Source organism: Clostridium drakei, assembly GCF_000633595.2.
In the GTDB taxonomy this organism is placed as follows: Bacteria; Bacillota; Clostridia; order Clostridiales; family Clostridiaceae; genus Clostridium_AM; species Clostridium_AM drakei.
In genome coordinates, this window is the sequence record NZ_JIBU02000041.1 from 14,497 (window position 1) to 36,655 (window position 22,159).

Sequence of the window (22,159 nt, forward strand, 5' to 3'; positions counted from 1 at the left end):
TATTTTGTATTATATCAAAACTTATTATAATATGTAAAGAAAATGCCTAAAGTCTAGTAATTAAAGGCTTTTAGGTAATTTCTTCTATTTTGGCGGAGAGAGGGGGATTTGAACCCCCGGTACGGTATTAACCGTACAATTGATTTCGAGTCAATCACCTTCGACCACTCGGACATCTCTCCATATTATCTTTTTTTACTAAAAAATTCTTCTAATATACTACTACATTTTTTATCATAGTTCCAGTAAACATTAGTCCAACGATTCAAATTATCATTTTGAAGTATGTTTATTACAGAACCACAAGCTCCTGTATTAGGCTCAAATGTTCCTATGTATACCTTACTTATCCTAGACTGAAGTATAGCTCCTGCACACATTGGACATGGCTCTAAAGTAACATACATACTACATCCACTTAATCTCCAATTGTTAGTATACTGTGAAGCTTTTTTTATGGCAAGTATTTCTGCATGAGCTAATGGATCCTGCAAAGTTTCCCTTAAATTATGAGCTTTAGCTATTATAATATTATCTCTAACTATAACAACTCCTACTGGTACTTCCCCTAAAATCAATGATTTTTCTGCTTCTTTTATAGCTTCTCCCATGAAATTTTTCATAAAACATACCCCTACAATTATTAACTAAAATGATATAAAATTATACATACATATATTCTCTAGTCCATGGCAATTCATTATTTACACCTTTTACAAATAAAAATTGATGAATATCAATATTACCACAATTAAAAGATGCTGCACAAGCATTTAAATATAATCTCCACATTCTTATGAAAGTTTCATCCTTTGTTTTTCTTATTTCAGGTAATGCATTTTCAAAGTTTCTTGACCAATGCTCTAAAGTTCTTCCATAATGTCTTCTAAGGCTTTCTACATCATTTAAATAAAATTTATATTCTGTCATATTATCAATTAATTCCTTAACTAAAGGTATATATCCCCCTGGAAAAATATGCTTATCTATCCATGTATTAGTTCCACCTTCACCTATAGCTGTAATACAATGAAGCATAGAAACACCTTTTTCATTTAATAGATTATTTACTGAATTAAAATACTCTCCAATATGTTCTTTTCCTACATGCTCTACCATACCTACACTAACTATTCTATCAAATTTTACATTTTCTAATTCTCTATAATCTGTAAGTTTAACTTGAACTAAATCTTCTAATCCCTCATCTTTTATTCTTTCATTAACTTTAGCAAATTGTTCTGAACTTAAAGTTATTCCCATAGCTTTTACTTTATACTGTTTTGCTGCAGTAATGATTAATTCTCCCCATCCACAACCTATATCAAGTAAAGTTTGTCCTTCTTCTAAACATAACTTTTTAAGAATATGTTTAACTTTATTTTTCTGAGCAGTTTCTAATGAATCATCATTAGATTTAAAATAACCGCAAGAATACGTCATTGTACTATCTAGCCATAATTTATAAAAATCATTTCCAATATCATAATGATGTTGAATATATTCCCTACTATTTTTAACAGTGTTTGACATTCTCTTAATTAAATCCATGTATTTATTGCCATTACTTAAAAAACTTTCTTTATTATTATACAAAGATTCGATAACCTTTTGAACATCTCCTTCTATATCTAACTTTTTAGTCATATATCCTTCTCCAAATGCAATGAAAGGATCTCTAATTATATCTGCTTTAGAAATGTGTTCATTAAAAACTATCGTAAACTTACTTTCACCTTCACCATATTTTTCTACTTCTCCATCCCAAAACCTTACTTCACAAGTATCTGAAAATAAGTTTTTAAATAGGTTTTTGTAAAATATCTTGTCAATACTCATAATACTACCTCCTAATTTCATTATTTATATAACATTGCTATTTAAATTAATATGATAAATATATTAGTTATATCATTAATTTTATATAAAATATTATTATGCAATTACATAATAAGAAAATTACTATAAGTATAATATCAACTTCTATTCAAATTATTTATAATACGATTCAATACACCATAAAGATTTTCAATATCAGATTTAGGAATATCTTTCAATGCTTCTTCTAATAATATAGATGCCTCATTATAAAGTGCTTGTCTCATTTGTTTTGATTTTTCTGTCAAACAAATCAAATTAGTTCTTCTATCATTTGGATGCTGTACTTTTTTAACAATATCATTCTTTATCATGTTATTAATTATACGAGAAATGCTTGGTTCATCCTTAGTTGTAAGTTTAGAAATTTGATTTTGCTGTAATTCACCATGCTCATATAAGTATGTTAGTATTGTATACTGCTCTGGAGTTATATCATATCCACAAGATCTAAACTTTGAACTTACACGATTTGATATTAATCTAAAACACATATTTAAAACCTGACCAAGTTTTTGTATATCAGAATTGTTTTTTATTTCCAAGTAACCACCTCTTTTTAAAATATGTAATATATCACCATTTAATTATATTCCCAAATACTTGTTTATGCAAGTATTTTAAAACACCGATACACCAAGTACAATTAATATAGTAATTATTTTTTAATATTTACTAATTTCATTATAGTACTTTGTGATTATTTATCAACCATACTAGTTTTATGCAAATTCACTACTATATCAGCTATTTCGATATATTAACTACTTTATTTTCTGATTATTTTACTATATTTCTCATTCTTTAAAATACTTTTTTGTTCATTTGACACTTTTTATATTATTTTTCTATTTAACAAAATGTAAAGTAAGTTTCACCATTTAAATAGATAAAAAAATATACTATAGTTTCAATCACAAAACTATAGCATACCTTCTAGAATTATGCTTTATAAATTAATGTTTCACAAAAACAACATTAATAGCCTTAACTAAAGCTTCAATCCTATCACCTTTCTTAAATCCAGTATCCTCTAAACTTTCCTTAGTCATTACAGACGTAACGATAGGAGAGTCAGTTCATCCATCAACTGACATTTTTATCTGAGCCATAACAGCATCAGATTTTATTTCTTCAATTTTACCTACTAGTTTATTTCTTACACCCGCTTCCATTATTAAACATCTCCTTTCTTAGTATCAATATTAGTATTTATAATAGTTGCTTTTTTATTTATAATTTAAATTTATATGGTCTATAATCTAAAATTATACTACACCTTCTTCTATCATATCTTCTTGTACTATATCTTTTTGTAAAATATCTTCATGTAGCATTTTACTATTTTTATGTTTCATAAAAGCAATTCTAGCTGAATACATAACAAGTCCTATTGGTAACCAAAATGCACCAAACTTAAGCTCATTTTTTAAATAAGGAAGCATGAGATCCCAGCCTAATCCTTTTAAATTTAACATTTTTAATCCCATAGTCATATGTCTGAATGGCCACACATTATTGAGAACCTCAGGCATTCCAGCTGGCAGTAGATAATCTGGAAATATAACACCACAAGTTAGAAATATAGGTATATTTATCAAATTAAACAATAGTATAAAATGGCCTAGATTATCCATAAATGATGTAAAAACTAATCCCATAGCTGTAAGGTTAATAAAAAATAAACTCATTAAAACAATATATATTAATATATCACCGCGAAGAGGTACACCGAATAATTTATCAACAATACATAAGCAAGTGAAAATTAATATTATACATATAGTAGAATATAGTAATATTGTTCCTATAAGACCAATTACAGCTTTTACACCTTCTTTTGAACACATCTTAATACGTGCAAATTGCTCTTTCTTTTTCATTAAAGCAGGTACTAAAAGTACTGGTACAAAAAAACCTTGATTAACTAAAGGTATTAAAGTATAAATTAAATATCTAAGATAACTACTTTGCGGCTCATAAAGTATACGTTCACCATAAGAAAAGTTTAAAACAGCTTGTTTGGATTGGTATGGAACCATACCATTTCCTTGAAGAACATTTATTTGAGCACCAGCATTTATCGTACCTAAAACCTGACTAGCGTATCCTAAAATACTGGCTTCTTTAGGAAGACTAGTTCCATCTATTACTATTAGAGCACTAGGTGACTTTGCCGAATTTACATCTTTTTCAAAATGCTTAGGTATTATTATACCTCCATTTACTCTACGATCTTTTATTGCTTTTTCAAGTTCAGTATCTGAATCTGCATAATAATTAACATTTAAACCTGGATTAATTTTAAGCTGTTGTACAACAGTTCTTGACAAATTTGAGTTATCTTTATCAACTACACCAAAGGGAATATTATCTATATAAGGGTTAGACATGGCATATCCAAAAATAAGTGTTGCTACAATAGTAAGTATAATAGTCTTAAGTAAGGGACTTTTTTCTTCTTTTAATATTTTTAAAAAACTCTTCATCATATTATCACCTCTGCATCTTGACTATTAATGATACTATTTTTCTCGTTTATTCTAATATTTTTAAGTCTTTTAGTCTCTTTCATTTTATATAAAAGGAATGTAGTAACCCACATGAAAATCATAAATTTAGTAAGCCAGAATATATTAGATAAGTTATCTTGAAAATTTCCGCCAATAAGTGATAAATCTCTTAGAGGTATGGCATAGTAGTAAAATGGAATATACTTAGCTATCATAGGAATAATAGCAGGCATTGCTACAGTTGGAAACGTGTATCCAACCAAAAATAGAGTTATAGCCATTGGACCTGCTAAACCTAGTGCATCTATCTTATTTCCATTAAACAAAATACTTAAAAGTACTCCCACAAATGTCATTCCAATACAAAAAATAATAGTCAAGATAATTCCTGCTCCAACAGAGCCCCTATAAGGCAAACCAAAATATTTGCAATAAATTACATGTATAATGAGAACTGAAATTGATGCTAAAAGTCCAACCATAATACCTTTAATCCATATTTTTTTATAACTATTACCTTTGTTTATTGATAAAATTACAACTATAATCATCCCAACTTGAATAGTATTAATTGCAAATCCTGGAATGAAAAAATTAAACATATTTTCAGTAGGATTTCCTATAACCCTGGAATTATAACGTATTGGATTGATATAATTTGCAGCTACTTCTGGCATTAATCCAAGTTTTCCCTCTGCTACACCTATTAAATATGCTGATTTAATGGTACCAAGGATCTGTGCAACTCTTGTTCTGCTAGAAGAAGTCATGGCCATTTGTGCCCCGTCATAAATAACCATAATTTGGGGATTCTTCCCATCAATTAAGTCCTTTGAAAAATGTTCAGGAATAATAAATCCTATAGCTACTTTTCCTTTGTCTATTAAATCTTTAACATCATTATCAGTCTGACTATATTGAACTACATTAAATTTTGAATTTGTCTTTATTTGCCTAACGAAAGCTTGAGTTGATAAAGAGTTATCATGATCTACAATAACAGTTGGAATTTTACTAAGTGAATGAGCACTAAATTCAAGTGCTAAAACAATAGACCCTCCAACTCCAAGTATAAGAAACATTAAAATAGGAATTATCATATACTTAAATCTTAATATTTTTTCTTTCATGATGATCATCACTTCTTTCCAAAATCAACAAAGGCTGTCATTCCTGCATGAAGTGGTTTATTCATATCAATTAATTCAACTTTAACTCCATAGGATAGTATATCAAATTCCCCATTATCATTTGTTGCCCTTTTAACTGCAAAATCAGCATCCTTATTGATTCTAACTATTTTACCTTTAAATTGTTGATTAGGATAACTAGAAAGTTTTACAGACACTTCTCCATTTAGCTTAACTTTTGAAAGATCTGTTTCTTTTACATTACACTCAATCCAAGGTGCAGTTGTATTTGTCATTACTAAAAGAGGCATTCCTGTAGACACTAATTCACCAACCTCTACATTTAACTGATTTACAATTCCATCTGCTGGTGCTGTGATTGTTGTATCATTAATGTAGGTTTGTACTTCACTTTGTCCACCTTCAGCTTGTTTAATTTGAGCTTGATATCCCTGTATTGTTGCATCAGCTTGACTTACTTGTGCTTGCAGTGCTGCTATATCTTCAGTTCTTGCTCCATCTTTAGCAACATCATATTGCTTTTCATACACATCCATAGCTGTTTTAGCTTTATCTAAATCTTCTTTAGCTGCGTAACCTTTACTAAACAATCCATTTACTCTATCATACGTAGATTTCGCTAAATCGTATTGAGACTTAGCTTGAGCAATTTCCTCTGGTCTTGCTCCATTTTGAGCCTTCTGAAGTTGTGCTTGTGCTGCTGATTTTGCTGCTTCTGCTGCTTTCACTTGTCCAGTAGCTGCATCGATTTGAGCTTTTGATTGAGCTTCCTTTGCAACTAGTGTACTATTATCTATAGTTATTAGAACCTGTCCATTTTTTATGCTATCACCTTCAGCTATATTTATAGCTGTTATTTTTCCTGCAACTTTTGAATTTATATTTACTTCTTTAGTTTCTATGTTTCCTTGAACAATTAAGTTGTTGCTTTGCTGTTTTACTATTTTATCTCCTGTTAAAACAACATTCTTACTACATCCTGAAAACAAACCTGTTGTAATTGTTAGAGCTAATACTATTGCAATTTTTTTTCTTTTCATATAAATCCTCCTAAACCAACTAATATATTTATTTATAAGAACCTGTTATTCAAACGTTGTCTAATTTTTACAAGTGATTCATGTAGAATTTGCATCTCTTCTTCTGGTAAAACACCTAATAAAGACGCTATAATATTTTCTTTATCTGGTAATATCTCAGCTAAAATTTTCTTCCCTTCTTCTGTTATACTAATCTTTGTATACCTCCTATCATTTTCATTTTCCTGTCGTATAACAATTCCTTTTAATGTCATTCTATCAATTAAAGTTGTTACACTAGGTTTCTTTACCCCTAATTTCTTACTAAGAGTAGATGAAGTACTACCTTGATCACCACATAAATATAAGTAATACAGAACTTTAAATTGTACCTGTGTTAATTCAAATTTTTTATAGCCTTCTTCGCCAATGTTATTTATTAATTCTGATATTTTAACAATCTCGTCAGTTACCTCAAACGTTAACTCCATTGGATCAATCTTAATTAAATCGGTATCTTTCTTATTCATAAACAACACTCCTAAAATATTTTTTCATATTATTTTTCTAACATTATTAATTTAATATACTGATAGTCCTATAAATATTGGTTACCATAGCTAACAGTTAGTATAACTAACTGTTAGCTACACTAACTATTATACACATTATTATATTAGTTGCAATATCAATAATTGGAAATTATTATTAACAATTTGTAACGTTCAATTTTAATTCTTCAAAATAAAAAATATATAGTTCAAAAATATAATGCAGTATTTGTGCTGAAAGTAGTTAAACTGGCAAGATTAGCATATTGCTATAACTTAAGTATAGAAGGTAATATGAATATTTAAAAATTAACAATAATCCATACGAATTTTAATTAAAGCATAAATATTTCAAGACGACAAAAAGTCTTGTAACCATTATGATTACAAGACTTTTTATTTGGTGCGCCCGAGAGGAATCGAACCCCCGGCACGCGGTTTAGGAAACCGCTGCTCTATCCTACTGAGCTACGAGCGCATATAAATATATTACTTTATTATTTTATTACAATCTATTACAAAAGTCAATTTTATCAAAGTACAAAAATTAATTTTCTTATTATATCATAATTAACTTTTAATATTTTGTGTTAAATTTGACATTTTACAAATAATAAATGATAATTTAAATTAAGAATTTTACAAATAGAAGGAGTACAGTTTTATGATCAATTACTATAATAGAAAATCAAAAAAATATGAAATTGAACAAGTTGCTGGAGATACTTATCTTAACTGGATTTATTCATCTCCTGTAGGAATGACACTTTTAGAATTACTATTTAAGAAAAAAATTTTTTCTAAATTATACGGCAACTTTTGTGATAGAAAAGCTAGCAAAAAGAAGATTATTCCTTTTGTTAAAGAACTTAACATAGATATGTCTAGTTGTGAAAAAAATTTAACTGATTTTCAATCTTTTAACGATTTCTTTACAAGAAAGTTAACACCATCAGCAAGACCTATAGATTCTAATATTAATTCTATAATATCCCCTGGTGATGGTAAACTTCTTGTTTATGAAAATATTGATTTAAATAATGTACTAAATATAAAAGGATATTCTTATAGCTTATATGATCTTATAAAAAATAAAGAAATTGCTAATTTTTTCGAAGGGGGCACCTGTATAATTTTAAGGCTATGTCCTACAGACTATCACAGATTTCATTTTGTAGATAACGGTATTTGCTCTTCTACTAATAAAATTAAAGGTGATTACTATTCTGTAAATCCTATAGCTTTAAAAAAAATACCTGATCTATTTTTTCGAAACAAAAGAGATTGGTGTATTTTTGATTCAGAAAATTTTGGGAAAATATTACACATAGAAGTTGGTGCAACTTGCGTTGGATCAATATTACAAACATATGCTCCTAACAAAAGTATAAAAAAAGGTGACGAAAAGGGATATTTTAAGTTTGGTGGTTCTACTACAATATTATTTATTCAAAAAGGTAAAATTGTAATTGATAATGAATTACTAGAACAAACCAGTAAAGGCTTTGAAACACAAGTATTTATGGGTGAAAAAATAGGAAAGAAAATTTAATTCTTTCCTATTTTTTGAATTTTATTTAATACACTTTTTAATCTTATAATTTCTAACTGAACTCTTTCAAAGGTCTTTTTTGCATTATCTAAATCATTATTTTGAGCCATTCTTTCAAGTTCATCAACTAAATAAAATACAGATTTGGCTCCTAAGCTTCCTAATGCTTGCTTTAAATTATTAGATTTAACTTGAAGCTCATCAGAATTCCTTTTTTCTATAGCTTCTTTTATACCCTTTACATGCTCAGGATAAGCTTGAAAAAATACTTCAATTAATTCTTTGAAAAGCTTTTCCTCTCCTCCTGTAATATCAATAACTTGATCTAAATCTAAAATTGCTTGTTCACCATAATTAATTTTATTGCTCTTTACCATTTGTTCAACTCTTGAATACACCTCAGTTATATCTTCAAAATTACATATGCATTCATTAGCACCAACTTCTAAAAATCTTTCCTTAATGTCTTCATTTGATTCTCTGTATACAACTATTATAGGTAAATGACTTTTTATATTTTTTTCATGTTCTTTTTTTCGAATTTGTTTAATTAATTCAATTATATCTTTTTCATTATTTTCAACATTAGTAATAAACATATTAATTTTATTATTTTCTAATATACTAAAAATTTCTTTTTCGTTAGCTCCATAGAAAACATTCCACTTTCTTTTTTCAATTAAATTACTAATAAGTTTATTATTGTTTATGTTTCTCTCAGACGATATAAGTACATTTATATTATTTTTGTAATTTTTGTTTATATTATTTTTTACATTATCAAAAAACTTATAATCATGATGGTTATCTACTGATTCATTTCTATCTTCTATATTCAGTGCATTTTTAATTACATCACTTAATTCTGATTGCTTTATAGGTTTAACTAAATAATTAAGTAATCCCATTTGTTTGCATTTACTTTTACTTTTATTTAATTCCATACTTGAAAGCATCATAATTATTGGATTAGTAATATTCATTTCCTTCTTTAACTTATTTGCTAATGTAAATCCATTCATACCTGACATAATTTCATCTATTATAATAGCATCAAAGTGCTTATTAAGTTTTTCATATTCCCTAACAACACTGAGCCCTTCTTCTGAATTAGCTACAAATCTTACTCCCATTTGTAAATCATTAAGCATATTATAAATGATCGTCCTATTAGTCTTATTATCATCAACTAAAAGCACATTCAAATCTCTTAAGTAATTATACTTAATTATTTCTTGTTTATACTGCTGTAATTTAAAATCTAAAGTAAAGTAGAAACTAGTTCCTTTTTTACACTTACTCTCAAACCATATTTCACCATCCATTAATTCTATCAGCTGCTTTGATAAAATCAATCCTAATCCATTTCCTGAATATTTTTTTAATTTACAATTACTTACTCCATTAAAATACTTATTTAACTTGTTTATACTTTCTTCAGTCATACCAATCCCTGTATCAATAACAGAAATTTTTAAACTAATTTTATCTAATTTATCCCTTACTTTTTCTACGTATACTGCAACTTCTCCCTTTTCAGTAAACTTTATTGCATTGCCAACTATATTTATAATGATTTGTTTAAACTTGAAATAATCCCCTATTAAATTTTCATCTACATCTGGATATATATATATCATAAGTTCCAAATTCTTTTCATGGGCACGTATAGCTAAAGCATCCAAAGTTTCATATATTACATCTTTAATATTAAATTCAAACTCTTCAAGTCTTACCTTACCAGATTCTATCTTAGAAAAGCTTAACATATTATCTACTATTTTAAGAAGTGACTCTGATGACTTTTTTATAATACTCATATACTCATTTTGTTCTTCATTTAAACTAGTATTAAACAACATTATATCTGTCATATCTATTATAGAATTTAGTGGATTCTTTATCTCATTACTCACATTAGCTAAAAATTCACTTTTAGCTAACTTTGCAGACTCTACTTCTAGTTTAAATTTTTTCAACTCTTCTTCTAATTCTTTTATCTTTGTAATATCTTTTGCTACAATTATAGCACCAGAAACATTACCATTTTCATCATACAATGAGTTATATATAAATTTAACCCAAATGTAGTGACCATTTTGCTTTCTAAATCTTAGTTCTTGTCCAGTACTACTTTTATCTATAAATCCTCTATTAAAAGAACTCATAGTTTTATCCAAATCTTCAGGATGAATATTACTAAATATATACTTCCCTATTAGATCTTTTAAATTATATCCAAGTATTGGCTTAACTGAAGGACTTACATATTGTATTTTACCATTGATATCTATTTTACATATTAAGTCTTTCATACTTTCTGTAATTTCTCTTAAATTTTTTTCACTATTTTCAAGTTCTTCTGATACTTTCCTTGAGTTAGTAATATCATCTAATATAACTATAGTACCTATGAAATTATCATTTACTCTTATCTTTTTAAGCTTTACTTTAAAAAATGAATTGTAATTATATGATTTGTATTCTTTTATAAAACTAATTTCAGAATAATTGCCAGAACAAAAATATTTTAATTCATCTTCTATCCATGAAAACTTTTTCTTTTCATTTAAATTATCAACTCCTACATAAAAATCCATAACTTTGAATAATTCAGTAGCTGTATCATTTATATTATTTATCACATTTTGATCATCTAAAATAATAACTGGATTAGGTATACTTTGAAATATAGATAAGTATTTATTCTTTTCATCGATAGACTTCAAATTCCACTTCTCAACCTTCACTGTTTCAATAAATTTCTTCATAGTTATCTCCTAAATCTAACAAAAAATTTATCACGTTAAATTAATAAAAAATTAAAATTTTCTTAACTTTTATATTAATTTTATGATTTATAGCCAATAATGTCAACATATACATTTAAAGTATATATCAAATAAAAAATCTATAAAACCAATGTTTTACAGATTTTTATTCTATAATTAATTAATACTTCATATTGATATACTTTATTGCATTATATATTTTAGTAATTATGTTACATTTTAATTTACAAGTGCAAGCATCTGATTTTTAAAAAGCAGATTAACTAATGCAATAACACGACCTACACCAAGCACTGCCACTAAAGTTCCTATACCAATTCCAATAACATTTTCTGTAAACATCATTCCAATAATTACAGTAATAAGAACACTAGATATATCTATAATATTCTTTGCAAATCCAAGTCCTTTTCCCATTCTTTCCCCTAGTGCTTGTGTAAGACCGTCTGCAGCATTTGGAACAATTCTCATTTCAATTGAAAGTGCTGCTCCAATACCAGTAAGTATAATCGCTATTAAAAGTAAAATCATATTTTTTATTAGACTATCACAATTTATATTTATAATATTATTAAAAATATTGATAATCCAACTGAATGCAATACTCATAGGAATTTGTAATAAGTCAAATATACGAAATTTCTTTCCACGAAGCAATGCTTGTCCAGCTACACATAATATATAAATACATAGTGTAGAATTTCCTAAATTTATCTTCCAAATCTTTGATATAGAATAAGGTATTGAGATGATTGGGGATACTCCCAAACCCGTTTTTGTATTTAATATAATTCCCAATGCAAGTATTATAAGTCCAATACAATACATTAATCCACGATAAAAATTTTTCATATATACTCCCCCATTCTTAACTTTTCACATAAATAACTTAATTACCTTATAAAATTTATATTGAACTAATTAATATATATAAAAAAGACTTTTCAATAACTTGAAAAGTCTTAATAATGGTGCGTCAGAGAGGATTCGAACCCCCGACCAACTGGTTCGTAGCCAGCTACTCTATCCAACTGAGCTACTAACGCATATTTAACATAATTATATTAACACAAATATAAAAAAAAATCAATTTTATATTGTTTAATTTGCAAAACAAAAGCACCTAACATTAGGTGCCCTATGGCGGAGAAAGAGGGATTTGAACCCTCGCGCCGGTTACCCGACCTACGCCCTTAGCAGGGGCGCCTCTTCGGCCACTTGAGTATTTCTCCATGTCCTACATTTATAAATTATTATAATTTGGCGGAAAGATAGGGATTCGAACCCTAGGTACGGTCACCCGTACGCCGGTTTTCAAGACCGGTGCCTTAAACCAACTCGACCATCTTTCCACGTCTGTTGACATGTATTATTATATCAGCATAACATATACATGTCAACACTTTTTTATATTATTTTATTTTCTCTTTACCTCCCATATATTGTCTTAATACTTCTGGTATTATTACACTTCCATCTTCTTGTTGGTAATTCTCAAGTATCGCAGCTACTGTCCTTCCTGCAGCTAATCCTGATCCATTTAATGTATGAACATACTGTGGCTTATCCTTTGAAGTTTCCTTATATTTTATATTAGCACGTCTTGCTTGAAAATCTTCAAAATTACTACAACTTGATATTTCTACAAATCTATTGTAACTTGGCATCCATACTTCTATATCGTACTTTAAAGCTGCTGTAAACCCTAAATCTCCTTTACATATTTTAACTACTCTATAAGGGAGACATAACCTTTGTAATATTTCTTCTGCATCATTAATTAACTTTTCAAGTTCATCATAAGATTGTTCAGGTTTTGTAAACTTAACAAGCTCAACTTTATTAAATTGGCGCTGTCTTACTAGACCTCTTGTATCTCTTCCAGCTGAACTTGATTCTGATCTAAAACATGCACTATACGCAACATGTTTTATAGGTAAATCCTCACCTTTTAAAACTTCATCCCTATAAAAATTAGTTACTGGAACTTCTGCTGTAGGTATTAAAAATAAATCACTATTTGAAATTCTAAATGTATCTTCTTCAAATTTAGGAAGCTGACCTGTTCCTATCATACTACTCCTATTTACCATATATGGTGGGAATAATTCTTCATAACCATGCTTTTCTGTATGCACATCTAAAAAATATGTTATAACTGCTCTTTCAAGTCTAGCTCCTAATCCTCTATAAAATGTAAACCTTGATCCTGCAACCTTTCCTCCTCTTTCAAAATCAAGTATATTAAGATCTTCTCCTATATCCCAATGGGCCTTTGGAGTAAATTCAAATTTAGTAGCTTTTGACCACCTTCTTATTTCTACGTTATCTGAATCTGTTTCCCCTTCTGGAACTGATATATGAGGTATATTAGGTATTCTAAGCATTATATGTTGAATTTTATTATCTACTTCTGAAAGTTCAATATCAAATTGCTTTATTTTATCTGTCAAACTCTTTATTTCATTAATAATAAAATCTGAGCTTTTACCTTCTTTTTTTAATTTTCCTATTTCAATTGAATCTTTATTTTTTTTATTTTTTAATACTTCAACTTCAATTAGTATCCTTCTTCTTTTTTCATCAAAATCTAATAATTCATCTATAATTTTTTCTTCAAAATGTTCCCCTCTATTTTTTAATGCTTTTTTAATTTCTTCTTTATTTTTCCTTATTCTTTTTAAATCTAACATAAACATTTCCCCCTTAAAATTTTAACCAAAAAGCCTCTCATTCCTAAAAAGGATGAAAGGCTCTGTACCATAATCAACTAAAACTTTTCATTTTACTTATTAATTCTAACCATAGTCTTAGTAGAAACTATGTCCACCCCGGTATTTAAGATATTTTTACAAACTATATCTCCTTTTGTTATTGGTGCACCTACATAAAGCCTACTTAATGCTTTAGAACATTCTACCCATAATTTCTTGTCTAATGGCTTTGTACTTTTTACTGAAATTACATTACCATTTGCACCTTTTATCCTTACTAAAGTAGTAAAAATATCTTTATTATTGTTAATTTCAAAATGTGCATATTTTTCACCTATATTACATAAATTACCTGAAACTTCTATTGAATCATCGTATTTATCTATTCCTAATATGCATTTTTTATTGCATTTATCACAAATAATCTCTTTTATCAATTTAAGCTTCCTCCAAATTATTATATATCATCAAACTCTTTAATTCTGCTTATCATAATCTTTGAATTTTTAGAATCCTTAACTATATCAGTAATTTTTTTATCAGTTTCTCTTGCCAATATTGATGATATTTTATTTAAACATTGAGCTCCCATACAGCTTCCAAATGTTACTCCCGTTCTTCTCTTTATACCTTCTATTGTACGTGCTCCTAGAGGTCTTCTAATAGAATCTATTATTTCTCCCTCACTTACTTTTTGGCAATTACATATTATTTTACCATACTTTTTATTTAACTTTATAATTTCTTTTCTCTCATCATTTGATAAATATCTAAATCTATAAAAATCTCTTCTTTTATCTACAAAGTCCTTTTTTAAAACGCAATTTAAATTACTAACTATAGTGTCACAAACAATTTTAGCAATAGCAGGTGTTATTGTAACCTGACTATAATTTTTTCCCGTAACCTTAATATACCCTTTATCAATTACACTATCATCTATTATTAAACTATCATTAAAAAATGATGACTCATAGAAAGCGCTAATACACTCTTCATCAATATTCCCCATAAATCTAGATATCCTTTTTATACTTTCTTCATATGTTATATTCTCATCTGTTTTTATTGCTACTACATAACCTCCATCAACTGTAGGAATTGTATATAATTTATTTTCACTCTCATTTAAGGTAGATATTATATTTTTAAAGTTTGTCTTAAATTCCCTTTCCAACAAAAAATATTTTAAATTACTTCTATTTTTATTTACTTTATTAAAACTATCTACACTATAGTTTTCTCCTGGAGTGGTATTTAGTACTGTGGTGCATGTAAATTTATTTTTATTTGTAATTACACTAAATCCTTTTGATATTTTTTGTATGTCCAAAACTTCTTCTTGTAATTTAAAATTTACTCCATTATCAAATGCAATTTCTCCATAAGCTATTGCAAGATCATAAGGTGAGATCACTCCTGTATTTTTAGAGTAAAGAGCCTTTTTTACGTCTATCTTTAAATTTGGTTCCATTTTATATACCTGCTCTTTATCTAATAAATATATTTCTTTTATTCCTCTTTTTATTGATATGTTGTACATATTTTTAAGTTTTTCTTCGCCCTTTTCATCTTCAGCAACAATTAAATATCCACATTTTTTAAAATTAACATTAAATTTATCCGATATTTTTCCAACAACATCATTACCCATAGTTTGTAATTTAGATATCAAAGTATCTTCCGCTTCACATCCATCATATACTACAGAACAATTAATAAGAGCGACATCATCTGCTATATCATAATCTTTCTCAATAAGGGCTATATTCAAATTATACTTTGAAAGCTCATATGCAGCTGCACAGCCTACTATACCTCCGCCTAATATTAATACGTCGTAATCCATAGTTAACCTTCCTTTCAAAGATTTACAGCAATTCTAGTAATGTATAATTACTGTTGAATTCTCAGGAATATTTTTGTATATCCATTCAGCATCTTTTACAGATATTCTTATACATCCATGAGAACATGGAAAACCTATTTTTTTCTTTTCATCTTCTATTATATTACCTTTTTCATCAACTGGTATAGAATGTATTAAATAATTTGAAAAAAATTTAATATAATATCTTGCTCCTTCTTTGTATTTATTACTATAAAAATACTCTCCTTTGCTTTGAACATAAAATATTCCTAGAGGTGTTTCAGTGTCCTGGTTTCCAATCATTCCTGTAGAACATGAAATAGTTCTTATTGTATTGTCATTTTTTATAACATTTATATTTTGTTTGATTAGATCAACGTCTAATATATAATCTGTTTTTCTATATACTATTCCTTTTAAATTATCCTTATTATTTTTTATCCATCCTCTTTTTCCACACTTATTTTCTTCACAATAAATATAACCATTTTCATTTTTATAAGCTACTACTACATCATTCTTAGCTAATTGAAACAGTACTTTACCCTTCCCTGAATTATCATTATAGACATCTACCTTATTATCTGCTATATAATAAGTTTTCTTAAAACATGTATTTGAAGAAAATATAGCTACATCATCTGTAGCTGCTTTTTTATCTAAATTACTTTTATCATTATTTTTACTTAAAGTTTCTGTATTTACCTTACCTTGTGAGTTATCATCAAACTGCACCATAAATGCTGGAGCAAAAATAAAAATACAGGTAAGTATAAAACTTAAAATTATAGTTTTTTTCAATGCAAATACCTCCAATTAGATACTGTATCTGTATTATTTGCACATAACATATAATTTAAACCTGTATTTCCAAATTTTAATATAAAGCATTGCTGTAATTTCATAATATCATATTATTTTTTCTTTACATTGATATGGTGTTTTTAATTACTTTCCTAATTGATTTATTTTTTCTCCTAGTTGCTTTATATATTCACCATATTTAGCCCAATCTCCACTTTTTTGTGCTTCTACAGCTTTATCATATAATTCTTTAACTGTATTTATATCTTGCATTTTTTTAGTAGTATCCTCAGTGGTTTTATTATTACTTGACTCATCATTTTTATTTTCATTCTTATAATTAAATACTTGTTGAAGAGCAGCCTCTACATTTTCTGATAAAATTATTTTATCTCCATAAGAAACTATAACTCTTTTCATTTCTGGTATACTACTTTTACCACTAGCTCTTAAGTACATAGGTTCTATATATAATAATGAATTATTTATTGGAACTATCATTGTATCTCCAAACTGTACTTGAGATCCATTCTTATTCCATAAAGCTAACTCTTGAGATATTGTAGTATCTTGATTTATCTTTTGTTTAAATAAATATGGACTATATATAGTTTTTTCAGGAGGAAACTTATACAATACCATTTTACCGTAATTATCTTTATCCATTCTAGCACCAAATAAGGCTACCATATTATCCTTATTTTTCATATTAAAATATTGTAAAAGAATCATCTCTTCACTTTTTTCATTTGGAAGCTTCATAACTACATATGGTGATTCCATTGTATCTTTTTCTCCATCTATCTGCTTTTGATTCTTTGCTACTTCCCATAAATCTTCTCCATTATAAAAAACTCCTGGATCAGTCATATGATATTTTCCTAGCACACTACATTGAATTTTGAATAAATCTTCTGGATATCTAAAATGCTGTTTTATATCATCAGATAAAGTTCCTAAATCCTTAAATAGCCCAGGAAATATTTTAGAATAACTTAAAATAATAGGATCATTCTTGTCCATCATATAAAAATTTGTTGTTCCATCCGATGCATCTATTACCACTTTAACAGAATTCCTTATATAATTAATATTATCTTGTGGTTGAGAAAAAGGGTACCTATCAGAAGTTGTATATGCATCCAAAATCCAATAAAGCTTTCCATTACTTATAACAATATAAGGATCTGAATCATACTTTAAAAATGGCGCTATTTTTTTCGTTCTGTCAACTATATTTCTATTTATAAGAATTTTACTTTCATTTGTTATATCTCTAGATAGAATAAAGTTTAAATCTTTTTTATTAGCTGCAAAAAATATCCTATTTAACAATGTCATTTTTATACCTGCAGGACCGTTATAATTATTAGTTTGATTATTTCCACCTTTAGGATAATCAAATTCGCTTATTTTAGTATTTACTACAGCATAATCACCTGTTTTTTCTCCAAAATATATTCTTGGATCTTTAAGTTTAATATTACTACTATTTTCAGGAGGTATATTCTTTATTAGAAAATCAGGCTGCCCCTCTGATGTTACTGTATTTACCTTACTCATTACTACACCATATCCATGTGTATATACTAAATGACGATTTTGCCATGTGTTAGGTTCTAATGATTTACTATTAATTTCTCTCGATGCTACAAATACCTGACTAATCTTACCATTTATATTATATCTATCTACATTTATATCACTAAATGTATAATAATACCTTATATTTTGAACTTGATTATAAAATTCTAATGCAGGTTTAACAGAATTTATTCTTATATTATCTATAGTATCCTTGTTATCCTTTATATTTTCTTCAGTTAAGTTTTCTTTTACTTCAAAAGGTTTTGCATCAATATTGTCAATATTAAAAGCTTTTCTTGTATAATCTATATCATATTTTATATAAGGTTGTTCCAAAGTTTTTTCATTTGATTTCACAAGAAAATTTTGTACCCCATTAGATACAAATCCTTCTATTACAATTAAACTAACTATTACAGAAACGGATATTACTATAAGTTTTCCCTTTGAGGTAATCACACTCCAAAAAATAATTATAGCTGCAATAAATGCTACTACTACAATAACCTTATAAAATAACAATGTTATATGAGTATCTGTATAGCTAGCACCAAATGCAACACCTCTATTACTATAAACTAAATTAATAGATTTCAATATGTACCCTAAAGAAACACATATCATTATAAGGAAAGAAAGAATTGCTAATTGTTTACCTGCAAATCTAGTAAGTCCATTATTAAAAATACTTACATTGCTAAACTTATTTTTAAAATTTCTTCTTGAATAAATTCTATCTCTAGCACTTAACATGAAATAAGTTATCAAAGTAACAATTATCAAAAATATAAGCAAAATAACTATTTCTGCATATATAGACTCTATTAAAGGAAGTTTAAATATATAAAAAGATATATCAAAATTAAAAATAGGGTCCTTTATATTAAATTTTACTGAATTAGTAAATTGCAATATTCTGTACCAATAAGTTGAAGCAAATACATAAGATATTATAAAAGATATTATTGTATTAATTATAAAGAATACTTTTCTTTCAATAATGCTTCTTCTAGCATTTACCTCCACAACCTTCTTAAATTTGATAATGCTAAGTCTTAAACTTTTATAATATATCCATATACCTATAAAGCTAATTAAAAACATAGGTATCATAAGTTTAAAAACTGCTACTATTTTAGTAAAATAGATAGATAAATATCCTACTTCCTTAAACCATTCTATATTTACTATAAAATTTACAATCTTTCCTACAGAAAAAAGACCTAAAAATATTATAAATATAGTTGTAATAAAAATTAGTTTTCTTTTCATTGTTAATCACCTCTTATTCATCCTTAATATTTTTCCAAGAGTTGAATATTTAGTTTCTATTGCACCACAAGGACATAATTCTTGACAACAAAAACATCTTATACATTGTTTCATATTCCACACAGGATACTTTTTTCCTTCTTTTTCAATTATTTTTATTACTTTTGGCTTTTCTGGACATACTTCTGAACATCTAGCACAGCCAATACACTTTTCTTTTATAACAACAGGATCTGGTGCAATTAGATCTCTTAAAAAATTAGTGACTTTCGGACTTATAAAATAAAAATTTCCTCCTTCCCTACAAAGTTCAAAATCTTTTACTAGCATATCATTAACTTTTTCACCCAAAACCTGTATATTTTTTTCAAAAACCTCTCCCCAATTATTATCAAATGCTTCTTTTAACACTGGTATATCCAATGGATTATCATATCCTATTAACTTTGTTGCAATAGAATCAACTGCAGTTAGACTTTTACCCATAATTAATGTATTCATTTTTTTCGGTTTTCCACTTTTAGGACCATTTCCCTCCATAGCAATAATACCATCTAATATGGCAAAACTTGTATTAACTAATGTGTTCAAATCTAAAAGCATTTTGCAAAAATTATTGGCATTTGGCATTCTAGTATGCCATGTAGCTTTTAAAGTACCTGGTATACATCCAAATTGATTTTTTACAGCCCCAGTATAATAAGCCATTGCATGGGTCTTCAATTTGGGTAAAGTTATAAGTACATCACTTTCATAAGGAGCTCTAGCTATGGTCCATGATTTACATAATATAGAATTATCCAATTTTACATGCACAGACTCTTTGAAATCTTCAAACTTTACATTATATTTTTGTGCTACTTCTAAAAGTCCTGATCTTTCAGCTGCCTTATTAGAGTCTCCAAATCCAGGTGAATCACCAAATGATATATTACAAGAATAATCTTTTACAATCCTTATCACAGATTCAAATACATTAACATTTGTAATTACAGGTGAGCCTACTTGCTCTATAGATAACATATTAGGCTTTAATAAAACTTTACTATTATAAGGTATAAGCTCTCTTAAAAAACTGTCACCACCCAATGAATCAAAACCTTCTCTTAACTTTTTTTCTATAGTATCCACATCATAAGTTTCACATTTTAATAGTGCTACTTTTTCCATAACCTATCTCCATTCTTAACAATTTTTTAATCTGATATTAAATATCCTTTTTCTTTTAATTCTTTAATCATATTTTCTATTATTTCTTCATTCTCTGCTACTACAGTATGCAAATGAACACCTCCTGTTAAAATTAAGAGAGGTTCCGCCTTATACTTATTTATCTTCTTTATAAAATTCTCTACATCATAAAACGTTTTTATCATAAGCATTCCTCTTATTTCTCCATATAAGGGATGTTCTACGATAACATCTTCTATTATGCCACCAAATTTAATTATAATTTTAAGTTCATCTTCTATATTTTCAGTTTTATGTGAAAAAGCCATAACCCTCTTTACTATACTTTTTTGTTCTTTAGGCATTAAATATCCTTCAGGTGTAGCTATAATTTTTTTACCCTCTGCCCTTAATATAGCTATATCTTTTACTATTATTTGTCTTGTTACTCCCAATTGTTCGGCCAACTCATGCCCTTTTTCGGGATTATTGCTTTTTTTTAATATTTCTTCTATATACGTTCTTCTTTCTTTTGAATTCATTTTTACCTCCAATAAATATAGTTATAAATTAATATCAATAAATTTATAACTATATTTTACCATTAATTTTTATTAAGTAAAATATTCATTATTAATTTCTGCTATCACACATTTTTAATATATTTAATTCACTATCTTCTTTTACTTCATTGTTATGATGATTTTTAATTAAATATAATATTCTATCATTGTAATTATATTTTTTTAACATTTCATAACCTATTATTCCATGATTATAATAAACATATATTTTTTTTAAGTTAGAAAACTTTTTTAAACGCCCTTTAGAAATTTTATCTGCTATAACAATAAGTCCTTTATCTATTATTGTTAATTTTTTGACACATTTTCCTATATCATGTAATAGTGAAGCTTTTAAAATAACTTTAGAATCTAGATTTTGAACTTTACAAACTTTTTCTACATCATAAGCTACATTAATAGAGTGTTTTTGTTCGTTCACAGATAATCTAAAAAACAAATCCAATTCCTGAGAATTTAGATTACTTTTTAAAAACTTTATATCTTTATCATTTAACTTTGAATTTATAGCCCAATAGAATTGCTTTATTCTATAAAAAATCATAAAATACAACTCCTTCTATAACTATATTTTAATTCATATAGTTATAAAGTGCACTAATTATTTGTAAAAAAAAATATCTGTAATCTAAATTACAGATATTTTATGGTGGAGATAAAGAGACTCGAACTCTTGACCCTCTGCGTGCAAGGCAGATGCTC

Annotated in this window: 18 protein-coding genes and 5 tRNA genes; 1 reads left to right on the forward strand and 22 read right to left on the reverse strand. The window is 27.2% G+C overall.

Annotated features, from left to right (window positions below; genetic code table 11):
- Positions 1–90: 90 nt before the first annotated feature.
- From EG57_RS0218845 to EG57_RS0218885, 9 genes are all read right to left on the reverse strand, one after another.
- Positions 91–182, reverse strand: a tRNA-Ser gene (locus tag EG57_RS0218845).
- Between the two features lie 3 nt (positions 183–185).
- A complete protein-coding gene (locus EG57_RS0218850) occupies positions 186–623 on the reverse strand; it encodes a nucleoside deaminase (RefSeq protein WP_032078694.1) in 438 nt (145 codons plus the stop codon).
- Between the two features lie 40 nt (positions 624–663).
- Positions 664–1,839, reverse strand: coding sequence for an SAM-dependent methyltransferase (locus EG57_RS0218855; RefSeq protein ID WP_032078695.1), 1,176 nt, complete (start codon positions 1,837–1,839; stop codon positions 664–666).
- A gap of 137 nt (positions 1,840–1,976) precedes the next feature.
- On the reverse strand, positions 1,977–2,423 hold the full coding sequence (locus tag EG57_RS0218860; protein WP_032078696.1) for a MarR family winged helix-turn-helix transcriptional regulator: 447 nt from the start codon (positions 2,421–2,423) through the stop codon (positions 1,977–1,979).
- Positions 2,424–3,146: 723 nt separating this feature from the next.
- Positions 3,147–4,370, reverse strand: a complete 1,224-nt coding sequence (locus EG57_RS0218865; protein ID WP_242859883.1) for an ABC transporter permease — start codon at positions 4,368–4,370, stop codon at positions 3,147–3,149.
- The gene (locus tag EG57_RS0218870) at positions 4,367–5,521 is read right to left on the reverse strand and encodes an ABC transporter permease (protein ID WP_242859884.1); all 1,155 of its coding nucleotides are present in this window, start codon (positions 5,519–5,521) and stop codon (positions 4,367–4,369) included. Before EG57_RS0218870 ends, EG57_RS0218865 begins: the two co-directional genes overlap by 4 nt.
- An 8-nt stretch (positions 5,522–5,529) precedes the next feature.
- Positions 5,530–6,582 (reverse strand): HlyD family secretion protein, encoded by a 1,053-nt coding sequence (locus EG57_RS0218875; RefSeq protein ID WP_032078699.1) that lies wholly within the window; start codon positions 6,580–6,582, stop codon positions 5,530–5,532.
- A gap of 32 nt (positions 6,583–6,614) precedes the next feature.
- On the reverse strand, positions 6,615–7,091 hold the full coding sequence (locus EG57_RS0218880) for a MarR family winged helix-turn-helix transcriptional regulator (protein ID WP_032078700.1): 477 nt from the start codon (positions 7,089–7,091) through the stop codon (positions 6,615–6,617).
- Positions 7,092–7,513: 422 nt separating this feature from the next.
- Positions 7,514–7,590 (reverse strand) — tRNA-Arg (locus tag EG57_RS0218885).
- A gap of 186 nt (positions 7,591–7,776) precedes the next feature.
- Between EG57_RS0218885 and EG57_RS0218890 the strand changes: the two genes are divergently transcribed.
- Entirely contained in the window at positions 7,777–8,664 is an 888-nt protein-coding gene (locus EG57_RS0218890; RefSeq protein WP_032078701.1) for a phosphatidylserine decarboxylase, read from the forward strand.
- Here EG57_RS0218890 and EG57_RS0218895 read toward each other — a convergent pair.
- The 13 genes from EG57_RS0218895 to EG57_RS0218955 all read right to left on the reverse strand — a co-directional run bounded on the left by EG57_RS0218895 (position 8,661) and on the right by EG57_RS0218955 (position 22,001).
- Positions 8,661–11,435, reverse strand: coding sequence for a PAS domain S-box protein (locus EG57_RS0218895; protein WP_032078702.1), 2,775 nt, complete (start codon positions 11,433–11,435; stop codon positions 8,661–8,663). The two genes, EG57_RS0218890 and EG57_RS0218895, sit on opposite strands and share 4 nt — an antisense overlap.
- Positions 11,436–11,675: 240 nt before the next feature.
- Positions 11,676–12,308, reverse strand: a complete 633-nt coding sequence (locus EG57_RS0218900; protein WP_032078703.1) for a DUF6198 family protein — start codon at positions 12,306–12,308, stop codon at positions 11,676–11,678.
- Between the two features lie 117 nt (positions 12,309–12,425).
- Positions 12,426–12,502 (reverse strand) — tRNA-Arg (locus tag EG57_RS0218905).
- A gap of 95 nt (positions 12,503–12,597) precedes the next feature.
- Positions 12,598–12,688: transfer RNA gene (locus EG57_RS0218910), tRNA-Ser, on the reverse strand.
- Between the two features lie 29 nt (positions 12,689–12,717).
- A tRNA-Ser gene (locus tag EG57_RS0218915) sits at positions 12,718–12,808 on the reverse strand.
- A gap of 60 nt (positions 12,809–12,868) precedes the next feature.
- The gene (gene serS / locus EG57_RS0218920; protein WP_032078704.1) at positions 12,869–14,149 is read right to left on the reverse strand and encodes a serine--tRNA ligase; all 1,281 of its coding nucleotides are present in this window, start codon (positions 14,147–14,149) and stop codon (positions 12,869–12,871) included.
- Positions 14,150–14,241: 92 nt separating this feature from the next.
- Positions 14,242–14,607, reverse strand: coding sequence for a DUF1667 domain-containing protein (locus EG57_RS0218925; protein WP_032078705.1), 366 nt, complete (start codon positions 14,605–14,607; stop codon positions 14,242–14,244).
- Positions 14,608–14,627: 20 nt separating this feature from the next.
- Positions 14,628–16,019 (reverse strand): NAD(P)/FAD-dependent oxidoreductase, encoded by a 1,392-nt coding sequence (locus EG57_RS0218930; protein ID WP_032078706.1) that lies wholly within the window; start codon positions 16,017–16,019, stop codon positions 14,628–14,630.
- A gap of 33 nt (positions 16,020–16,052) precedes the next feature.
- Positions 16,053–16,841, reverse strand: coding sequence for a L,D-transpeptidase (locus EG57_RS26770; protein WP_084572270.1), 789 nt, complete (start codon positions 16,839–16,841; stop codon positions 16,053–16,055).
- A gap of 147 nt (positions 16,842–16,988) precedes the next feature.
- Positions 16,989–19,703, reverse strand: a complete 2,715-nt coding sequence (locus EG57_RS0218940; RefSeq protein ID WP_032078707.1) for a UPF0182 family protein — start codon at positions 19,701–19,703, stop codon at positions 16,989–16,991.
- A gap of 6 nt (positions 19,704–19,709) precedes the next feature.
- On the reverse strand, positions 19,710–20,873 hold the full coding sequence (locus EG57_RS0218945) for a DUF362 domain-containing protein (protein WP_032078708.1): 1,164 nt from the start codon (positions 20,871–20,873) through the stop codon (positions 19,710–19,712).
- Positions 20,874–20,899: 26 nt separating this feature from the next.
- A complete protein-coding gene (locus EG57_RS0218950; RefSeq protein ID WP_032078709.1) occupies positions 20,900–21,415 on the reverse strand; it encodes a transcription repressor NadR in 516 nt (171 codons plus the stop codon).
- A 91-nt stretch (positions 21,416–21,506) separates the two neighbouring features.
- Positions 21,507–22,001, reverse strand: coding sequence for an HDIG domain-containing metalloprotein (locus EG57_RS0218955; protein ID WP_032078710.1), 495 nt, complete (start codon positions 21,999–22,001; stop codon positions 21,507–21,509).
- Between the last annotated feature and the right edge of the window lie 158 nt (positions 22,002–22,159).

Coding starts and splice junctions, on each gene's coding strand:
- EG57_RS0218850 (WP_032078694.1), bottom strand. CDS start 623: ATGAAAAATTTCATGGGAGAAGCTATAAAAGAAGCAGAAAAATCATTG.
- EG57_RS0218855 (WP_032078695.1), bottom strand. CDS start 1,839: ATGAGTATTGACAAGATATTTTACAAAAACCTATTTAAAAACTTATTT.
- EG57_RS0218865 (WP_242859883.1), bottom strand. CDS start 4,370: ATGATGAAGAGTTTTTTAAAAATATTAAAAGAAGAAAAAAGTCCCTTA.
- EG57_RS0218870 (WP_242859884.1), bottom strand. CDS start 5,521: ATGAAAGAAAAAATATTAAGATTTAAGTATATGATAATTCCTATTTTA.
- EG57_RS0218875 (WP_032078699.1), bottom strand. CDS start 6,582: ATGAAAAGAAAAAAAATTGCAATAGTATTAGCTCTAACAATTACAACA.
- EG57_RS0218880 (WP_032078700.1), bottom strand. CDS start 7,091: ATGAATAAGAAAGATACCGATTTAATTAAGATTGATCCAATGGAGTTA.
- EG57_RS0218890 (WP_032078701.1), top strand. CDS start 7,777: ATGATCAATTACTATAATAGAAAATCAAAAAAATATGAAATTGAACAA.
- EG57_RS0218895 (WP_032078702.1), bottom strand. CDS start 11,435: ATGAAGAAATTTATTGAAACAGTGAAGGTTGAGAAGTGGAATTTGAAG.
- EG57_RS0218900 (WP_032078703.1), bottom strand. CDS start 12,308: ATGAAAAATTTTTATCGTGGATTAATGTATTGTATTGGACTTATAATA.
- serS (WP_032078704.1), bottom strand. CDS start 14,149: ATGTTAGATTTAAAAAGAATAAGGAAAAATAAAGAAGAAATTAAAAAA.
- EG57_RS0218930 (WP_032078706.1), bottom strand. CDS start 16,019: ATGGATTACGACGTATTAATATTAGGCGGAGGTATAGTAGGCTGTGCA.
- EG57_RS0218940 (WP_032078707.1), bottom strand. CDS start 19,703: ATGAAAAGAAAACTAATTTTTATTACAACTATATTTATAATATTTTTA.
- EG57_RS0218945 (WP_032078708.1), bottom strand. CDS start 20,873: ATGGAAAAAGTAGCACTATTAAAATGTGAAACTTATGATGTGGATACT.
- EG57_RS0218950 (WP_032078709.1), bottom strand. CDS start 21,415: ATGAATTCAAAAGAAAGAAGAACGTATATAGAAGAAATATTAAAAAAA.
- EG57_RS0218955 (WP_032078710.1), bottom strand. CDS start 22,001: ATGATTTTTTATAGAATAAAGCAATTCTATTGGGCTATAAATTCAAAG.